This window comes from Natronorubrum aibiense (assembly GCF_009392895.1).
GTDB classification, from domain to species: Archaea; Halobacteriota; Halobacteria; order Halobacteriales; family Natrialbaceae; genus Natronorubrum; species Natronorubrum aibiense.
In genome coordinates this window covers 1,938,458-1,956,304 of sequence record NZ_CP045488.1, presented here as the reverse complement: position 1 = coordinate 1,956,304, position 17,847 = coordinate 1,938,458, and the positions used below count along the sequence as shown (strand labels likewise).

General features: G+C 63.7%; 23 protein-coding genes. 15 read left to right on the top strand and 8 right to left on the bottom strand.

The window, feature by feature from the left end; translation table 11 throughout:
* Positions 1-90: 90 nt before the first annotated feature.
* A complete protein-coding gene (locus GCU68_RS21310; RefSeq protein WP_168927056.1) occupies positions 91-267 on the bottom strand; it encodes a hypothetical protein in 177 nt (58 codons plus the stop codon).
* A gap of 31 nt (positions 268-298) precedes the next feature.
* Here GCU68_RS21310 and GCU68_RS09590 point away from each other — a divergent pair, with 31 nt between their 5' ends.
* From GCU68_RS09590 to GCU68_RS09540, 11 genes are all read left to right on the top strand, one after another.
* Positions 299-1,156 (top strand): GNAT family N-acetyltransferase, encoded by an 858-nt coding sequence (locus GCU68_RS09590; RefSeq protein ID WP_193565046.1) that lies wholly within the window; start codon positions 299-301, stop codon positions 1,154-1,156.
* 31 nt (positions 1,157-1,187) lie between these two features.
* Positions 1,188-1,574 (top strand): hypothetical protein, encoded by a 387-nt coding sequence (locus GCU68_RS09585; RefSeq protein ID WP_152941071.1) that lies wholly within the window; start codon positions 1,188-1,190, stop codon positions 1,572-1,574.
* 44 nt (positions 1,575-1,618) lie between these two features.
* Positions 1,619-2,122 (top strand): hypothetical protein, encoded by a 504-nt coding sequence (locus GCU68_RS09580; RefSeq protein ID WP_168927085.1) that lies wholly within the window; start codon positions 1,619-1,621, stop codon positions 2,120-2,122.
* A 73-nt stretch (positions 2,123-2,195) separates the two neighbouring features.
* Complete coding sequence (locus tag GCU68_RS09575; protein WP_152941069.1) at positions 2,196-3,305, top strand: glycosyltransferase; 1,110 nt, start codon at positions 2,196-2,198, stop codon at positions 3,303-3,305.
* Positions 3,306-3,400: 95 nt separating this feature from the next.
* A complete protein-coding gene (locus GCU68_RS09570) occupies positions 3,401-3,751 on the top strand; it encodes a hypothetical protein (RefSeq protein WP_193565045.1) in 351 nt (116 codons plus the stop codon).
* A 120-nt stretch (positions 3,752-3,871) separates the two neighbouring features.
* Positions 3,872-4,162: a ubiquitin-like small modifier protein 1 gene (locus tag GCU68_RS09565; protein ID WP_152941067.1), complete on the top strand. Its 291-nt coding sequence runs from the start codon at positions 3,872-3,874 to the stop codon at positions 4,160-4,162.
* A 168-nt stretch (positions 4,163-4,330) separates the two neighbouring features.
* Positions 4,331-5,116 (top strand): AzlC family ABC transporter permease, encoded by a 786-nt coding sequence (locus GCU68_RS09560; RefSeq protein WP_152941065.1) that lies wholly within the window; start codon positions 4,331-4,333, stop codon positions 5,114-5,116.
* A complete protein-coding gene (locus GCU68_RS09555) occupies positions 5,106-5,465 on the top strand; it encodes an AzlD family protein (RefSeq protein ID WP_152941063.1) in 360 nt (119 codons plus the stop codon). The genes GCU68_RS09560 and GCU68_RS09555 overlap by 11 nt, the downstream gene beginning before the upstream one ends.
* Positions 5,466-5,547: 82 nt before the next feature.
* Positions 5,548-5,808: a hypothetical protein gene (locus GCU68_RS09550; protein WP_152941061.1), complete on the top strand. Its 261-nt coding sequence runs from the start codon at positions 5,548-5,550 to the stop codon at positions 5,806-5,808.
* Positions 5,809-6,195: a hypothetical protein gene (locus GCU68_RS09545; protein ID WP_152941059.1), complete on the top strand. Its 387-nt coding sequence runs from the start codon at positions 5,809-5,811 to the stop codon at positions 6,193-6,195.
* 95 nt (positions 6,196-6,290) lie between these two features.
* A complete protein-coding gene (locus tag GCU68_RS09540) occupies positions 6,291-6,743 on the top strand; it encodes a pyridoxamine 5'-phosphate oxidase family protein (RefSeq protein WP_152941057.1) in 453 nt (150 codons plus the stop codon).
* A 27-nt stretch (positions 6,744-6,770) separates the two neighbouring features.
* Here GCU68_RS09540 and GCU68_RS09535 read toward each other — a convergent pair whose 3' ends face one another.
* Complete coding sequence (locus tag GCU68_RS09535) at positions 6,771-6,920, bottom strand: DUF7560 family zinc ribbon protein (RefSeq protein WP_152941055.1); 150 nt, start codon at positions 6,918-6,920, stop codon at positions 6,771-6,773.
* 209 nt (positions 6,921-7,129) lie between these two features.
* Entirely contained in the window at positions 7,130-7,795 is a 666-nt protein-coding gene (locus GCU68_RS09530; RefSeq protein ID WP_152941054.1) for a helix-turn-helix domain-containing protein, read from the bottom strand.
* Between the two features lie 197 nt (positions 7,796-7,992).
* Here GCU68_RS09530 and GCU68_RS09525 point away from each other — a divergent pair, with 197 nt between their 5' ends.
* Positions 7,993-8,370 carry a winged helix-turn-helix domain-containing protein gene (locus GCU68_RS09525; protein ID WP_152941052.1) on the top strand — a complete coding sequence of 126 codons (378 nt, stop codon included), beginning with the start codon at positions 7,993-7,995 and terminating at the stop codon, positions 8,368-8,370.
* 111 nt (positions 8,371-8,481) lie between these two features.
* Here GCU68_RS09525 and GCU68_RS09520 read toward each other — a convergent pair whose 3' ends face one another.
* Both GCU68_RS09520 and fdhF read right to left on the bottom strand, forming a co-directional pair.
* A complete protein-coding gene (locus GCU68_RS09520; protein WP_227014815.1) occupies positions 8,482-9,585 on the bottom strand; it encodes a M48 family metalloprotease in 1,104 nt (367 codons plus the stop codon).
* A 96-nt stretch (positions 9,586-9,681) separates the two neighbouring features.
* Positions 9,682-11,832 carry a formate dehydrogenase subunit alpha gene (fdhF, locus tag GCU68_RS09515; protein ID WP_152941050.1) on the bottom strand — a complete coding sequence of 717 codons (2,151 nt, stop codon included), beginning with the start codon at positions 11,830-11,832 and terminating at the stop codon, positions 9,682-9,684.
* A gap of 180 nt (positions 11,833-12,012) precedes the next feature.
* On the opposite strand from fdhF, the gene GCU68_RS09510 reads away from it, so the two are divergent.
* Together GCU68_RS09510 and GCU68_RS09505 are read left to right on the top strand one after the other, a co-directional pair.
* Positions 12,013-12,570: a hypothetical protein gene (locus GCU68_RS09510; protein WP_152941048.1), complete on the top strand. Its 558-nt coding sequence runs from the start codon at positions 12,013-12,015 to the stop codon at positions 12,568-12,570.
* Between the two features lie 181 nt (positions 12,571-12,751).
* Positions 12,752-13,918 (top strand): CobW family GTP-binding protein, encoded by a 1,167-nt coding sequence (locus GCU68_RS09505; RefSeq protein WP_152941046.1) that lies wholly within the window; start codon positions 12,752-12,754, stop codon positions 13,916-13,918.
* Between the two features lie 3 nt (positions 13,919-13,921).
* Here GCU68_RS09505 and GCU68_RS21305 read toward each other — a convergent pair whose 3' ends face one another.
* Entirely contained in the window at positions 13,922-14,080 is a 159-nt protein-coding gene (locus tag GCU68_RS21305; protein WP_168927084.1) for a hypothetical protein, read from the bottom strand.
* Between the two features lie 121 nt (positions 14,081-14,201).
* On the opposite strand from GCU68_RS21305, the gene GCU68_RS21300 reads away from it, so the two are divergent.
* The gene (locus GCU68_RS21300) at positions 14,202-14,363 is read left to right on the top strand and encodes a hypothetical protein (protein ID WP_168927083.1); all 162 of its coding nucleotides are present in this window, start codon (positions 14,202-14,204) and stop codon (positions 14,361-14,363) included.
* Between the two features lie 106 nt (positions 14,364-14,469).
* On the opposite strand, the gene GCU68_RS09495 is transcribed toward GCU68_RS21300, so the two are convergent.
* Both GCU68_RS09495 and GCU68_RS09490 read right to left on the bottom strand, forming a co-directional pair.
* Entirely contained in the window at positions 14,470-15,630 is a 1,161-nt protein-coding gene (locus GCU68_RS09495) for a glutathione-independent formaldehyde dehydrogenase (protein WP_152943685.1), read from the bottom strand.
* 282 nt (positions 15,631-15,912) lie between these two features.
* Complete coding sequence (locus GCU68_RS09490; protein WP_152941042.1) at positions 15,913-17,838, bottom strand: aldehyde ferredoxin oxidoreductase family protein; 1,926 nt, start codon at positions 17,836-17,838, stop codon at positions 15,913-15,915.
* Positions 17,839-17,847: the final 9 nt, after the last annotated feature.

The following is a 17,847-nucleotide window of genomic DNA, read 5'->3' as shown; positions in this document are numbered from 1 at the left end:
TCGTGATGATTGTCAACGAAAACGCCGATGGCTACTAACATGATGTTTGTCCACGAATCACAATGCTGGCGCTGAGTAAAAAGATTCGTATCAGGGAACGCGGTTCTGATGGACACAGACGCCAGTTCTGGCCCGTTTTTCGTCGGTGTTACGTGGCTGCTCGGTTGCCGGTCGCTGTCGATTGTGGTCTCCACAGGTGATGGGGAACGGAGAGGGCCACCTCTCGAGGCTCATCGTCGACTCCGTGCTTGCGGATACAGTGCCCATACTAAAGGTGGTCGTCGGCGGTGGGGGTCGTATGAGCGTTCATCCGACGCTGTCGTTCGACACCGAGATCCAGCGTGCAGTCTACGAGTACGTCGAGCGACACGGGGCCGTCACGCCCGACGAACTAGCGCGGTCGATTCGGATCGATTCGGACCCAGCACACTCGAAACCGGCCCGATCGAGGTCGTACACCGAACCGATCTGTCCCCCGATGGATGACCTCGAGTCCTGTCTCGAGGCGTTGCAGACACAGGGCTATCTGACTGAATCCGACGGCAAGTATCGGGTTGCGCTCTCGACGACGACGACGACGCTCGACCTCGAGGACGGGTCGGTGACGATCAGGGCGGCTCGGGAGGAAGACCGACGGGGCGTCATCGAGACGATGCGCGAGGTTGCCCGCGAGGGCACGTATATCGTCGCCGAGAACGTCGCGACCCAACTCGAGGGCGATTCGGCGCTCGTGCGGGCGAACGAGGATCGCTCGCGGGTCGTGTTCGTCGCGGTGTTCGAGCCGGAGACGGACACTGACGACGAGGCCGACGAGGATAGAACAGCCCCGCTCACGACCGACGACGACGCAAGCGTCGTCGGCTGGCTGCATCTCGATGCCAACGAACTGCCGTCGCTGTCTCACACCGCCGAACTCACCGTCGGCGTCAGCCCCGAGCTGCGACGCCACGGAGTCGGCTCGCAGCTGCTCGAGTACGGCCTCGAGTGGGCCGACAGCGCCGGCTACCGGAAGGTCTACCAGAACATCCCGGCGACCAACGAGGGTGCGCTCGAGTTCCTCGAATCAAACGGCTGGCAGCGAGAGGGCGAGCACAAAGAGCAGTACCGCATCGACGACGCGTTCGTCGACGAGATCATGCTCGCGGCGTGGCCGTAGTTTTCTTGACAGCGGGCCCCATACTCGAGGTATGGACGAGATCTCACTCGGCGTGCCGAAACCAGTGCTCGAGCGCCTTCCAGCGGACGACGAGGTTGCCGGTGCAGACATGCAGGAAGCGGTCGCCGGCTGGGAACAGCGACTGAACCGGGCGATCGAGGAGGCCGAGGACGACCGGGAGGCCGCGAGTCGCGTCCTCGAGGCGATCGATCGCTTCGAACAGCGCCACGAGACGTACGACGACCTGGTGCCGGAATTGCGGGCGTGGGGCCAGTCACCGATCTACGCCATCGCGTGGCGGACGCTATACGCCGACGTGATCGCTCAACTGTACGCCCACGAGGACCTCGCAGCCCATCTCGATCGGGAGCGAAACGCACGGCTCGTCGAGGATGGAATCCGGATGCAAGACCTGTAATCCCGGATCACAACGGTTTTGCGCTCCCACTCGATAGGTGTATCGTGGCTTCGACAGACGACTACGACGGCGCTCGCCAGTCCGATCACGCCCACCCGATCGATCTGACGACGCGCGTGCGCCGTCGCGTGCTGCCGACACTCCACCGGATCAAAGAACCGCTCGGAGGCTTCGCCCAGTGTCTCCAACACCCCGACGAGTACGTCGGCACGATCGAGTACGGCCTCGGCGAGTTTCGGTCCGACCTCGAGACGATGTCGTTCGCGCCGGAACCGATCGCCTCGCTGAAGGTCCACCGGGACGGGCGGCGATCGGCCGGCAGTTGGGTACGACGCGCGTCACCGCTGTCGCGGTGGCAGCTCCACGTCGCGTTGTTTATCGCCGACGGTGACGCCGTCGACGTCTTCGCCCACCGAGAGTACTCGTGGCTGCGTCATCCGTACAAACACTACACCGGCGCGGGCTGGGATACGCGCGGCGGTGTCCACCGCATGCGGTCGCTGCTTTCCGAACACGACGTCGCGTTCCGGATCGACGGCCCGCGATAGGTGCGCCCATCGACTCGAGGCAGTACCTATCGGTTCCACAACCGATTTGGACGGCCTTGTTGATTGACAGCCGATGGCCGGAACCCAGTCCGTCGCCGCCTTTACCGACCTCTACTTGCCGACAGTCAACGGCGTTACCTACACGGTCGCGCTCTGGCGCGCGCGGTGGGCCCGTCGGCGCGGCTCGATGGCCGTCGTCTTTCCCGAGATGGAGGGGTACGACCCCGATGACGGCGAGTACGCCGTCCCGAGCGTCGGCGCGCCGCTGTATCCGCAGTACCGACTCGGGCTCCCGGCGATCCCCGACGGCCTCGAGACGCCCGAGATCGTCCACGTCCACACGCCGTACACCGTCGGCGCGGCGGGGATCCGCTTCGCTCGCCGGCGTGACGTCCCCGCCGTTGCGTCCTATCACACTCTCCTCGACGACCGCGTCGACCAGCACGTTCCACCGCCGCTGGTCGACGGCTGCAAATGGGCCCACCGCGCCTACGAGCGGGCGTTCTTGGAGCGCGTCGATCACGTCGTCGCGCCGACGTCGTTCGCCCGACGCCGACTGCTCGAGTACATCGGGCCGGACGTCGACGTCACAGTCATTTCGAACGGCATCGACACCGAGTTCTTCCGCCCGGTCGATCCGACGGCGTTTCGCGACGCGTCCGACCTCCCTGCGGGTCCGCTACTCGGCTACACCGGCCGCCACGGGCCCGAGAAGAACCTCAGTGAGGCGATCGACGCTGTCGACGGCACCGACTATACGCTCGTCCTCGCCGGCGACGGCCCCGCCAGAGCCGACCTCGAGGCCCACGCCGCGACGGTCGACGCGGACGTTCGGTTCCTCGGCTTTCTCGACCGCGAGGAGCTACCGGCGTTCTATTCGGCACTCGACGTCTTCGTCTTCCCGAGCCCGGTCGAAACCCAGGGGCTGGTCGCCCTCGAAGCGACCGCGTGTGCCACGCCGGTCGTCGCCGTCGACGAGGGCGCACTGACCGACAGCGTCATCGACGGCGAAACCGGCTACCGGTACGAACCCGGCGATCTCGAGGCGTTTCGGCTGGCGATCCGTCGCACCCTCGACGAACGCGAGCGCCTCTCGGATCTCTGTCGTCGGCGACGGCCGATGCTCTCGGTCGATCACTCGCTCGAGCAGTTAGGCGGCCTCTACGACGAGTTGCGCCGCTGACTGTCGGATACAGCGACCACCCAGCGCGACCGAACACACTGCGATTTGTGAATTCATCCCAAGCGTTCAAATCCCTCCGGTTGATACAAAGGGGTATGGAGTTTGCAGTTTCGCGAGAGGGAACGACGCTCATCACCTTACACGGCGGGAGCGACACGACCGCTCGCGACGACGCCACCGAGCAACTCGCCGCGACGCTCGAGCGCCTCGAGGACGACGGCACCGTCACCGCGTGGACGATCGACGACGCGGACGTCTACGAACACCCGACTGCGCCGTTCGATCCGTACACGATCACCCTCGAGTTCTCGATTACCGTCGTCGTCGACGCCGACGACGAGGAGACGGCGACGTCGATCGGCGCCGACGCGATCGACGACGTCCTCGAGAGCGCCGACGTCAAATCAGTCACCTACACGAGCGCGCCGGCGACGTCGACTGCCTGATACTGTCGGACAAAACGATTCATGCACCGATCGCGTGCGATCGGGCGTTTACTGACTGTTGTCTGGCAGTATGACTGACTCGGCACCCGAACTTATGAGCGTCGACCCCGATCATCCAGTATGGAACTCGAGTTGCGGTTTTTCGCGACCTTTCGTGAGGCCGTCGGGGAGAAAACACAGACGCGCGGGTTCGACGACGCGGAGACTGTCGGGGACGTGCTCGCCGTCCTCGAAGCCGAGTACGCGGGCCTCGAGGGGCAGTTGCTCGAGGACGGGCCAGAGGGACTGGCGATCAAACCACAGTTGAGCGTGCTGAAAAACGGCCGCGATGTGGTGCATATGGCTGGCCCCGAAACGGGACTCGAGGACGGCGATACGCTGTCGGTGTTTCCGCCGGTTGCGGGTGGGTAGGAAGCGCTCGATCGACGGGCGGACCGGCTCTTTCTCTCGACCGTCGGCAGTATACTAGCGGGAGACGGCGAGCGAACGTGACGCCTCTGGCTCGAAATCCGCCCGACGGACGGCGATTTCGAGAACGATTTAGGCACCGACGCTCCGAGACTGATCTAGAACGTCCCCATGGAACACCAACTAAGCGGGGAGTCCTCTCGAGAGTCGGACGTGACGGACGGCGAGCGCAGCGAGGAGTCGGCCGAGCCGACACGAGGGTCCGAGCGCGAACCCGTGACGTTCGGCCTATCGGGACTGCGCGCCGGCTTTCTCACCTGCGTTCCGATCGCGCTCGGCGTTGGCGGCTACGGGGTCGCCTTCGGCGTCCTCGCGAGTCAGGTCGGCCTGAGCGTCGCGGAAGCGACGCTGATGAGCGCGACGGTATTCGCCGGTGCGGCCCAGATCATCGCCGTCGAACTCTGGACGGAGCCGATCCCGATCGCCGCCCTCGTCGTGACGACGTTCGCCGTCAACCTGCGGTACTCGCTGATGGGTGCGGCGTTAGAGCCGTGGCTCGGCCGGCTTTCGCCGACGAAGATCTACAGCAGCCTCTGTCTGATGGCCGACGAGAACTGGGCGCTGACGATGCGGGATTTCAGGGCCGGCAACGGACGCGGCGCGTTCTTGCTCGGCAGCGGCATCGCGCTCTGGCTGTTCTGGGTCGCCTCGACGATTCTCGGAACCGTCGCTGGCGGCTCGGTCGGCGATCCGAACCGCTACGGCGTCGACTTCATCCTCGTCGCCGTCTTCGTCGCGCTCGTCGCCGAACTCTGGGACGGCCGATCGACGCTGGCCCCGTGGGTGGTCGCCCTCGCAACGAGCGTCGTCGCCGCCGAACTCCTCTCGGGGCAGTGGTACATCCTGCTCGGTGGGCTCACCGCGGCCCTCCTCGAGGTGATCCGGCATGACGGGTAGTGGGACGGTGGACCTGCTCGCACTCGAGACGCCGTTCGACGGCGCGCTCTCGCTCGACCCGCTCGTCGTGGCCGTCATACTCGCGATGGCCGTCGTCACCGTCGTCGCGAAGACGGGCGGCATCTGGCTCGTCCGCCGCGTCGACGTGAGCGACCGGGTACAGGCCGGGCTCGACGTCCTCCCGGGAGCGATCGTCGTCGCGATTCTCGGTCCGGAACTCGCGGCCGGCGGCCCCGCGGAGTGGGGTGGGGCGGCGGTCGTACTGGTCGTCATGTGGCGCACCGAGAGCATTCTGCTGGCGCTGTGTTCGGGCGTCGCCGCCGTCGTGGCGTTCCGAGCGGTCGTCTGAGAGGGCTGCGAGCCCGACCGCCGAGACGGTAGACAGGTTCTGTCGTCGCCATCATTATCGGTGTTGGGGCCGAATTGGGGGTATGACGACACGCGTCGAACGATCGTTTCGCGGCATCTCCGAGCGGCTCGCGGTTCGCTACCTGACGAATCTGGGTGGCGAACGGGTCGCGGACGACACCGTCTCCGGCGACGACTGGACAGCGACGCTCTCCTCGGAGACGGTCGATATCGGCCCCTCACTGACGCTGACCGAGATTACGATCGATTTCGAAGGCGAGGCCGACACGCTCGAGGAACTCATCGACGAGTTCGCCCAGAAGGCGATGCGGGCAGGTGGGTAGATGGCGGGGTCGGGCGACCCGATCGACGGGCAAGTGCTCATCCTCACGGCAGCGAAAGCGAGCGTCGCGCCGGCCCGGCTGCCGAAGCTCGTCGATCGGGCACAGGACCTGCTGGGACCGCAACTCGAGCAGTACCGGCGCGAGTACGAACGCTTCCACGCGGACGACGACCTCGAGGTGTTCCTCACGGAGTGGGGCCACTGGGAATCGATCAGTGACGACCTCGACGTCACCGACCGGGAGCTGTCGGCGATCCGCCGCGCCCACGAAGAACAGCTGTTACGGATTGGGCGACAAACCGACCGCGAGGCGGCGTTCGAGACCGCCCTCGAGATTCGAGAACCCGTGTGTATCGGCATCGACGGGGACCACGCTGCGGAGTCCTAACACCACAAACAGCCCAACTGCCAGCAGGCAGGCGAATCTCGAAGTCGATGGCAACTATAAAGAGCGTGTTCGCCCTTTCTCGATGCACTGAGACGATGGCTATCGACCAGGAGACCGAAATGACCGATGCGGAGATCGACGACTTTCTCGGCCAGCACGAGACCGGCGTCCTCTCGCTTGCACGCACCGACGAGCCCTACGCGATTCCTATTTCGTACGGATACGACGACGACGACCGCGAATTTTACATGCGCCTGGTGTCGACGCCGGAAAGCGAAAAGCGGGCCTTTCTCGATGACTCTCCAGCGGCACGGCTCGTCGTCTACGACGAGCAGGCGTCTTCCTACCGGAGCATCATCGCGACGGGAACGCTCGAGAACATCCCGCCAGCGGAGTTGACACCGGAGCAGATCGCCCAGTACGGCGATGCAAAACGCCCACTGTTCGAGATCTGGGCCCAGCAGAAAGACGAACTCGACATCGAACTCTATCGACTCACGCCGGAGTCGCTTAACGGACGGCGGACGGACGTCGACCGCGGGGAGTAGCGACGACAGCCATCGGGTCTCGAGTGCTCAACTCGTCGGTTGTTCGGCGGCGAAATCGCCGGTCGTGACGTCGGCCCCACAGACCGGGCAGCCGTGTTCCAACGTGGCCTCTCGCATCGCCTCGTTGACCTCGATTGCTTGTCCGCAGTCAGGACAGGTAAATTCGTATCTGCTCATGAGAGGGGTCAGTGTCGTGTGAAACGGTGAGTGTCTACGTACATAGCTGTGCGGTACCTATATATAGGGTTGCGGTTCACCGCCGGAATCCAGTAGTTGCCGAAGGGTTCTTCAACCAGGGGCTGAACCGTCGCGCGTTCGACTGATGTGTCAGGTGACAGGAACCCAGTGCGTGACGATCGGTGACGATGTGGATGGGCTGCCATCGATCAGGTCTGGTCGTACTCGAGGATCGAATCGAGCAGTTTCGTCTGTGCGGCCGCGAGGTGTTCGGTGAACGTCGACCCGGAGATATCGAGCGCATCGGCGACCTCGCCAGCGTTGGCTCGTTTCGGATGTTCGAAGTAGCCCATTCGGTGGGCCGTCTCGAGCACCTCGAGTTGGCGAGCGGTCAGTTCGCTCCGGTCGACGAAGACGAGGTGCTGTTCGCTGTGGTCCTGTTGTGACTGGAGGAGTCGCTGGACGTCGAGATTCGAGTATCGATCCTGTAGATCGCCGATAATCGCCTGTAACGACGCCATATCCGACGCGTGAAACGTCAGAAACAGCGACGAGCCCCGCGTTCGGACGTCGATCACGGGCGAGTCGTGCCCTTCGATACACTCGCACGGACAGCCGCGGCCGAGGTCGCGAGTGAACCGATAAACGGAGCTCGAGCCATAGGAAAAGACCGGCGACAGTTCGACGTCGGTGTCGAACGACTCCGGATACGTCTCGGCCTCGAGCATGAACTCCTCGGAGACACGCGTGGGTGCGTTCGGGTTCGTACTCTTCGAGACCGACTGAACCTGTCCCTGTGCAGCCGCCGAAGCGGCCGTCACAACACAGTTCGTCGGGTCGTCGATCTTGATCTCCGCGCGAATCCCCGAAGCCATCATGTACTCTTGGGCATGGGGCCTCCTAAACCCCCGGGCCGAATCGATGCGGTGCCAGCAGTTTCGCCCGTTGGTGGACGCTGCCGAGGTCGCTCCACCGCAGAATCGCCGGTTCCGCTCCGGACCCCATATAAAGAACCCTGTATTTATTGGGCGTTATTTGGAGAGGGCAGGGCCACTCTCTTGGAGTGAACACAATGTCCGCGACGAACTCTCCGACGAAGCACGGCTGGCTGACAGACGAGGAACCGGTCGACACCCAAGCAGTCCTTGCCGCACTGGACGACGACGCCTGCCGGGCGATTCTCGAGGCGACGAGCGAAGAGTCACTGACCGCGACGGAACTCTCCGAGCAGTGTGAGATTCCGATGTCGACTGCCTACCGAAAAGTCGAGAAACTGACAGACGCGAACCTCGTCGAAGAGCGCGTCCGGATTAATACGTCCGGCAAACACGCGACCGAGTATCGCAAATGTTTCGACGACGTGCTCGTCTCGGTCGACGGCGGCGACGTCACGATCGAGATCACGAAACCCGACGCCGACGCCGGCACCTACGCTCTCGCGGACGACTGATCGGCCCGACACACCAGAAGTCGTCGCGACACTGCTCGAGAGACGCCATAGCGGACGGCCATACAGCCACAGCGGGCCATTTTCTCGAGCGGATCCCGTCGTTCTGTTTGCTCATCGATGCTCGTTCTCGAGCGCTTGCAGTGACTCGAGGCGAGACGTCGTCGGCGGGTGCGTTCGAAAGAACCAGTTTGACAGCCGCTGTAGTCGCTTCCTGAGCCACCAGTAGGACGGTTCGACGTCGCCATCGGGGCCGAGCATCAGTTTCTCGACGGTGTCGTCCTCGAGGGGCAAAATCGATAGCGAGGAGACGCTCGAGACCGCCCGGAGATCCCGCGATGGGGTCTCGTCGATTCGCTCGTCGAGAGTCAGAAGGGCGCTCGCGAGCGCCGCGGGCGAGCCCGTCGCCTCGGCAGCTGCTCGGTCGGCCGCTCGCTCTCTAACCCGCGAGAGACCCGCAGTGACGACCCGGCCAAGCAGCGCCGTTGCGCTGGCGACGAACACCAGCGGGACGGCTACGACTGTTCCTGAAGTATCGTCGTCGAGATGCGTCCGAATCCCTTTGGCGAGGACGACCGGCACCGAAGCGGCCGTCATCACCATCGCGTCGCGGTTGGCGACGTGTGCGAGTTCGTGGGCGATCACGGCCTCGAGTTCGGCGTCCGAGAGCGCTCGAACGGTGCCAAGCGAAAGCACGAGGTGGACGTTCCTCGGGCGAAGCCCGACGGCCATCGCTTCGGGCGTATCGCGCTCCGAGATCGCGATTGTCGGCACGGGGACGTCGTACAGCGCCGCAACCCGCGTCGCCGTTCGATGGATGCTGGGTGCGTTGTCGGGTTCGACGGGAACCGCGTCGGCGGCCCGTTCGATCGTCCCGACCTGTCTGTACTCGAGGGTGGCAATCGCGGCGAGCAGGCTGGTGCTCCCGATCGTCGCGAGCACCTGCGAACTGGGTGCTGTGAACACGGCGAGGGCGTAGATGGCGAGCCACACGACGGGGAAGGCGAGCAGCGCCTCGAGTCGCCCAGAGCCGGCGACGGCGACGACGGTCAGCAACGCCGCGGAGCCGACCGTCACGACCTCGAGTGCGCCGGTCTCGAGCAGTTCGAGGAGGCCGTAACTGACGAGCCAGACGCCGAGGAGGAAGCCGAGCGTGAGCCCGACGAGGAGACCGATCGAGACGATCATCTGGAGACGAAGGAGCCGACGCGAGGACATATAGGAGAACCGACAGGCTGCGGAGAAAAGTAGCCACCGATCCTCACGATGGGAAGCGAGGTGGCCGTCCAGTCGATACGGCCGATCGACGGGACTCTAGTCGTCAGCTGCTGGGTCGGCAGTCTCACCGAGCGGTTCGACGTCGACGTCGATCTCCGCCGCAGCGGCTTTGTACTCGGGAATCTTCGCCCGATCGTCGAGGACGTGGTTCGTCAGCTTGTTCGCCGAGGCGGCGGCGAAATGCGGGGTCGTCCACACCACGCCTTCTTTAGTGTCCTCGGTGACGTGGGCCTCGAGCGTGATCTCGCCGCGTCTCGATTTAAGGCGGACGTACTCGCCGTCCTCGATGCCGTAGCGGGCGGCGTCTTCGGGATGAACGTCGACGAAGTTCTCCGGCGTCTGGCGGTTGAGCGTCGGCGATCGGGTGCTCATCGTGCCGGTGTTGTAGTGTTCCTCGAGGCGCGCGGTCGTGAGGATCAGCGGGTACTCGTCGTCGGGCGTCTCCGCCGGTGGAGTGTGTTCGACACCCTCGATGTGGCCGAGGCCGCTTTCAGTGTCGAACTCCTCCTCGTAGAGGAACGGGTCGCCCTCGTCGCCGGGTTCGTAGCAGGGCCAGTGTAGTCCCTCCTCGCCGAGCAGGTCGTAGGTCATCCCGTGGTAGCTCGGACAGACCTGCCGGAGTTCCTCGAAGACGGCTTCGGGGTCGTCGAAATCGAACTGCTCGTCCCCATCGTCGAACAACCGCTTCCCGACCTCGCTGACGATTTCAAGATCGTGTTTCGTGTTCTCGTGGACCTTCTCGACACCGCGCATACGCTGGACGCGCCGGTCGGTGTTCGTGACGGTGCCGCCACGTTCGGCCCAGGTCGTCGCCGGCAGAATCACGTCGGCGTACTCTGCAGTTTCGGTCATGAAGATATCCTGGACGACCATGAACTCGAGGTCCGCTAACCGGTCGGCGACGCTGTTGGCATCGGGTTCACTCATCACGGGGTTTTCGCCCATGACGTACAGCCCCTTGATCGAGTCGCCGGCCTCGTAGGAGATTTCGACGTTCGTCAGCCCCGGCTCGTCGGGAACCTCGAATCCCCAGACGTCCTCGACCGACTCGCGGGCCGCATCGTCGTCGACGAGCTGGTAGCCCGGCAACACGTTCGGCATCGCACCGACGTCACAGGTCCCCTGAACGTTGTTCTGGCCGCGCAGCGGATTGACGCCCGTTCCCGGACGCCCGAGGTTGCCCGTGATCAGCGCGAGGTTGATCTCGTTTTGGACGTTGTCGACGCCGCAGGCGTGCTGGCTCATCCCCATGCCGGTGAAGATGGCCGCGTTGTCGGCCGTCGCGTACTTCTCGGCAGCGAGTTCGATGGCCTCGAGGTCGAGGCCACACTCGTCGGCTGCAGCCTCCTTGTCGAAGTCCTCGAGGGTCTCGACGAGGTGGTCGAACCCCTCGGTGCGCTCCTCGACGAACTCCTCGTCCACCCAGCCGTCCTCGGGGTTCTCCTCGTGGTGCTCGAGGATCGTCTTGAGGACGATATTGAGCAGCGGAATGTCCGTTCCCGGATTCAACTGGAGATGCTGGTGACGGTCGGTGTCGTCGATCTGGAACGAGCGCGTCGTCTTGTTCGCGTGTGGATCGACCTGAACGACGGTCGCGCCGTCCAGCACTGCCTGTCGGAAGTACTGACTGTTCGCGATAGGGTGTTGCTCGCCCGGATTCGCCCCCTGGATCCAGAACAGGTCACATTCCTCGCGGAGGTCGCGCATACTGTTGGTCATCGCCCCCGCGCCCAGACTGGTCCGCAGCGCCCAGACCGTCGAGGCGTGGCACATCCGCGTGCAGTTGTCGACGTTGTTGGTGCCGTACCGGCGGGCGAGTTTCTGCAGCAGGTAGTTCTCCTCGTTCATCGTCTTCGAGGAGCCGAAAAAGCCCATCGCGTCCGGGCCGTGCTCGTCGCGGATTCGCTCGAGTTCGCGTACGACGCGCTCGTAGGCTTCCTCCCAGGTGGCCTCGTGGAACTCGCCGTCGTCGTCTCTGATCAGTGGGTCGGTGAGTCGATCCTCGTGGTCGACGACTTCCGTCGCCGCGCCGCCTTTGATGCAGACGCGCCCCTCGTTGACCGGGGCATCTCCCCACGGCATGAACTGTACCTCGCCGGGCTCGTCGCCCTGTCTGACCTGAATCCCGCAGCCGACGCCGCAGTACGGGCAGATCGTCTTGACCGTGTCTTGCTTATCACTGGACATTGTTCTGAGTAGTGAGGTGTCGGTGTGGAGGCCGATCTGACATGTGTATGGTCTTTGCCCACATGTATGAGTCTTTCTAGCACTCAATGAGGTGAGACGCCGAGACGCGATTCCGTCGGCACACCACGACGTGGAAACGGGGAAACGTTCACCAGCCCGTGTGTCAAACATCAGCGTACGATGGAGCTCTCTCAGTCGCTCGTCGAATCGACGGCCGACGAGTACCGCGACGAGCACCCGCTGCATCCCGTCGAACAGGAGGGAGTCGAGACGCTTCCGACAGCCTTCCGGACGGGTGAGTTCGGCTGGCGGGATGCAAAGTGGATCGTCAGGTGGCACTACAGGCGATTCCTCGGTGCGATCCCGAACGCCACGCGCCGCGAACGCGAAGCACAGTTCGACCGCAACGACTTCGAGGACGTCCGCGACGCGCTCGTCGACGTGGCTGCAGCGAGCGATCCGGCGACACGAATCGACCGACTGACGGTCCTCGAGGGTGTCGACGTCCCGGTCGCATCCGCCTTCCTGTTGTTCGTCGATCCCGAGTCGTGTCTCGTCGTCGGCGAGCGCGAGTGGGCGGTGCTGTACGACGCCGGAGAGTTGGCCGACCCGTACCCGGAACCAGTGTCGCCCGCAGCATACGACCGCTACCTCGAGACTTGCCGATCGCTGGGCGAGCGCTTCGACTGTGACATGTGGACGCTGTACCGGGCACTCTGGCAGTTGGGTGCGAACTGACTGTTCCGACACTCGGTTTCGACCTCGGCTGGCCCTACGAACGCACTACCGAGGCCCGATCCGCTCCTCAAGGGTTTCGACGGGGTGTTCCGAGCGAGCGAAACGCCACACGCACTCGAAACGGACCGTGAGAGTGACCCCAGTTACTTAGTATCGTTCCCGTCGTGGTTTTTGGTATCATATGCCGAGCAACGATGCGATTCCCGTCACCGTCGTCAGCGGCTACCTCGGGGCGGGCAAGACGACGCTGATCAATCACGTGCTGTCGAACCCCGGCGGGCGGCGGATCGCGGTGATCGTCAACGACATGGGAGAGATCAACGTCGACGCGGATCGACTCGAGCGAGCCACCGAGGACGACGGGATCGTGGACCTCTCGAACGGCTGTATCTGCTGTCGACTTCGCGGGGATCTGCTCGAAGAAGCGACGCGGCTGGCACGAAGCCGAGAGTTCGACGCCCTGCTGGTCGAGGCGTCGGGGATCAGCGAACCGATTCCCATCGCGCAGGTGTTCACCGACGGGACGGACGCGAGCGACGTGGACCCGACGACGCTGTTTCGACTGGACACCATGGTCACCGTCCTCGACACGTACGGCTTCTGGAAAGAGTTCGACGCCGGCGCGCAGTTGCCCGAAGGGCTACAGCCGGATACGGAGCGGCCGTTGAGCGAGGTCCTGATCGAGGGTATCGAGTTCTGTGACGTCCTGTTGCTCAACAAGACGGACATGGTCCCCGACGACGTCGTAACGGAGATCGAGACGGTCGTCAACCGACTCCAGCCGCGGGCGACGCGGCGCCGAACGAGCTACTGCGAGGTGGACCCGGAACTCGTCCTCGACACGGGACAGTTCGACTTCGAGACGGCAAAGCGCTCGCCAGGGTGGAAACGCCACTTGCGCGGCGAGCACGATCACGGACACGAGGAGGGGAGCCGGGATGGAGAGGCGGACGTCGGACACGACCACGAAACGCACGCCCACGACGCGGAACCGAGCGCCGCCGAGCGACACGGCGTCTCGTCGTTCGTCTTCCGCGCTGACCAACCAGTACATCCAGTGCGACTCGCCGCCTGGCTCGAGGACGAGGACTGGGACGGATCGATCATTCGGGCAAAAGGCGTCTGTCACGTCGCGAACCGCGACGAGGTGATCGGCATCAGTCAGGCTGGCCCGTCGGTCAGAGCCGGGCCGATCGGCGAGTGGCGACCGACCGACGACCGACGGACGCAACTGGTGTTTATCGGCCGCGGGATGGACGAACAGCGCATCCGCGGGGAGCTCGAGGCGTGTGTAATCGATGACGACCTCGAGGAGGCGGATGCGGCGGTCGATCCGTTCCCGTTGTGAGACCTACAGCGCGAGTTCGTCGCTGAGTTCCTCCCAGGATTCGTGAAAGCCGTGGGTCGACTGGTCGGTCAACCGGTCGGGGAGGGCGTTCTGATAGACGTCGTCGTACTCGAGCAGTTGCGTCCAGCCGTCGTGCAGGGAGTAGCTGCAGTACTGGCACATGCATCCGGATATGTCGTTCAGTGGCATACCTGTTTCTCCGAGAGGCTGCGCTCGAACCTGCAGGGTGACGCGCGACGGCCAATACAGAAAGGTTATGCTGTCACAACGGCCCGCGTTGGGCATGAATCGAACCGGCGGCTACGTACAGCGGGCAAGCGACACGGTCGAACGGGGCTGTAAGCACTGCGACTGGTATGCGGTTGCGGACTCGTATCCGAAGTTAGTCAAACAGTACCACGATCATCTTCGCGACGACCACCCGATAGCCTGGGTGCGAAGCTAACACGACGGATCGTTCGACCGACCGAGAGACAGCCCGCCGGCTGTGACCAGTTCGACACGCGGGTATCGGCCTGAAAAAACGAACGCGGATTTCGATGGCTGGGGCGTTACGGCTCGAGCAAGACTTTGGTGACGCCTTCCTCGCGCTCGTCGAACTTCTCGTACATCTCGGGTGCACGGTCTAAGTCGACGCGGTGGGAGACGACCCAGCTCGGGTCGGCACGACCCTCGATGATCATGTCTCGCAGCTCCCGGTTGTACTCTTTGACGTTACACTGGCCAGTGCCCAGTTTCAGTCCCTTTTCGAAGAGTTTGCCGAAGTCGATCCCGAGTCGGCCCTGGGCTGCCATCTCGTCGGGTGCGCCGGGGTCGGACGGGACGTACAGTCCCGGAATGCCCAGTTGCCCCGTCGGCCGGACGGTCTCGATGAGCTGGTTGAGGACGATCGCGGGGTTCTCCCGGGCCGGATCGTAGGCGTCGTCGCCCGGATCCGTCTCGGGGTCGATCGCCTGGTAGCCGACGGCGTCGACCCCCTTGTCGACTTCGTCGCCGTGGGCGTCGACGATCTGTTCGACGGGGTCGCCCTCCTCGAAGTTGATTGCGTGGGCGTCGCAGTGATCTTCGGCCATCTCGAGGCGACTGTCGACGCGGTCGACGACGTAGATCTCGGACGCACCCTGAATCTTGGCGCTGTAGGCGGCCATGAGGCCGACGGGGCCAGCCCCGTAGATCGCAATCGACTCGCCGGGTTGGAGGTCCGCAAGTCGGGTGCCGTGCCATCCTGTCGGGAAGATGTCGGCAAGCAGCGCGAAGGAGTCCTCGTGTTCGTCGCCTTCGGGTAGTTTCAACGCGTTGAAGTCAGCGAACGGGACGCGGAGTTTCTCGGCCTGGCCGCCCTTGTACGGCCCCATCGCGACGTAGCCGTACGCGCCGCCGGCGAAGCCGGGGTTGACGTTGGTACAGAAGCCAGTATAGCCGTTCTCACAGTTCCGGCAGAAGCCACAAGCGACGTTAAACGGCATGACGACGCGGTCGCCTTCCTCGAGCGTCGTTACGGCGTCGCCGACCTCGGTGACGGTTCCCATGTTTTCGTGTCCAAAGACGATTCCCGGATCGGCTGCGGTCCGTCCCTCGTACATATGGAGGTCCGACCCACAGATACACGTCGTCGTGATGTCGACGAGAACGTCGTTTTCGTGCTCGATTTCGGGCTCGTCGACCTCTTCGATGGCGACGTCGTGCGGTCCCTGATAGACGACTGCGTTCATTGACATTTGGTATCCAGCCTCAATTGAGGGACCACAAACACCGATGTAAAGCTTACTGTGAGTAGAAGAAGCTGATGACAATATTTATCGACGTTTCGTTTGGTTTGTAAAACAGACTGACGTCGAAGACGGTGATCCTCGAGCGAACGTTCGTCGATCAACTCACCGGCGTTCGCGAGTTGCCGCCGTATACGACGTCGGCACCAAAAACGAGAATCAGCCGCAGTCGATTGCAACCGCCCGAAATCACCTGCAGCTACCTACTGCCGTTCGACCGCGAGGTCAGTCGTCGCTCGGTGCTGCCGCGCCGCCGCTGTCGGCGCTGACGCCCGTTCCCGGTCCGATCTCGATCTCGAGGTCCTCGAGTTTCTCGTCGGGCACGACGCCGTCGACCCAGCCGCGGTGCTCGTAGTACTCGTCTTTCATCTCCTCGAGTTCACAGTACTCGCCTTCGCTTGCACCCTGCCCGGGGATGCCGTCCTCGAGGAACCGTTCCGGCAGCGAGTCGTCCGCGCCGTCGAAGCCGTTCAAGTTGTTGTAGTAGCGCTCTAAGGTGTAGATTCGCTCACCGGCTTTCATGAGTTCGTCTTCGCTGACGTCGAGGCCGGTCATCCCGTTGTACTGGAGGACGTACTCCTCGATGCCTTCGGCGAAGGCGTTGAACTTGCAGATGTCGAACGAATCGCTGATCGCGTGGAGATCCTGGAACGTGGCCGTGAGTTCGCCTTTCCCTTCGTACTCGTAGGGGTCGACTTTCTCCGGAATGCCGAGGATCTCAGCGGACGGCGTGTACCCACGCAGGTGACACGCACCGCGGTTCGAGGTGGCGTAGCCGATGCCCATACCCTTCATACAGCGTGGGTCGTAGGCAGCGATCGTCTGTCCTTTCACGGCCAGCGAGTTGTCGTGGGCCTCCTTCCGGTCGGCGACGCGACGTGGCCCCTCCGCGAGGAGGTCCGCGAGGTCGTCCTCGCGGTGACCGATCCGGTCGATCATGTCGATCATGGTCTCGAAATCGCCCCACTCGAGTTCGCCTTCCTCGAGTTTGCCCTCCTCGGACATCTCCATGGCCATCGCCATCATGTTGCCCGTCTCGATGGTATCGACGCCCATGTCGTTACAGCGCTCGATCATGAGCGCGACGGCGTCGCGGTCGGTGTGCCCGGAGTTCGGGCCGAGCGCGTAGGCCGACTCGTACTCGTAGGATTCCGTCCGGACGTTCATCTCCTCGCCTTTGTGCATCGTCTGGACTTCGACTTCCTTCTTACAGGCGACCGGACAGGAGTGACAGGTCGGTTCGTCGACGAGGATGTTCTCGCGGACGTTCTCGCCGGAGACGCGCTCAGCGTCGATGTCGACGCCTTCGGCCTCGCGCATGGCCTCGGTCGAGGTGTACTTCCCGTTTTTCGTCGGGAGGCCGTCCATCTCCTCGCCGATGTTCATCAGGACGTTCGTCCCGTACATCGAGAGGCCGCCTTCGTTAGGCGCGGTAACGTCGGACTCCTGAATCGCCTGCATCGCCTGCTGGTGACCCTCTTTGAATGTCTCGGAATCGGCGGGCTGGGGCATCTTCGTCGTGGACTTGATGACGATCGCTTTGAGGTTCTTCGACCCCATCACACAGCCCGTGCCGCCGCGGCCCGAGGCGCGGTCGTCCTCGTTGATGATACAGGCGTATTTGACCTCGTTTTCGCCGCCGGGTCCAATGGCCATGATTGAGAGGTTCTTGCCGTAGGAGCCGTCGACCTCTTCTTCGATCGTATCGCGGGTTTCGTGGACTCCTTTGCCCCAGAGATGAGAGGCGTCCCGAAGTTCGAGCTCGCCGTCTTCGACGACAGCGTACACCGGCTCGTCGGCCTGTCCCTCGAAGAGCAGGCCGTCGAAGCCGGACCACTTGAGACGTGCACCCGACCAGCCACCGTGGTGGCTGTCGGTGACGGTGCCGGTCAGCGGCGACTTCGTACAGACAGCGATCCGGCCGCTCATCGTCACCTGCGTGCCCGAGAGCGGCCCGTTCATGAACGCAAGCAAGTTTTCGGGACCGAGTGGGTCGACGTCCGGCCCCTGTTCGAAGACGTACTTTACACCCAGCCCGCGTGCGCCGATATACTTCCGCGCGTCCTCCTCGTCGATCGACTCGTAGGCGACCGACTCGTCCGAAAGATCGACGCGAGCAACCCTGTCTTGGAAACCGCCGAGTTCAGTCATGGTAACTCC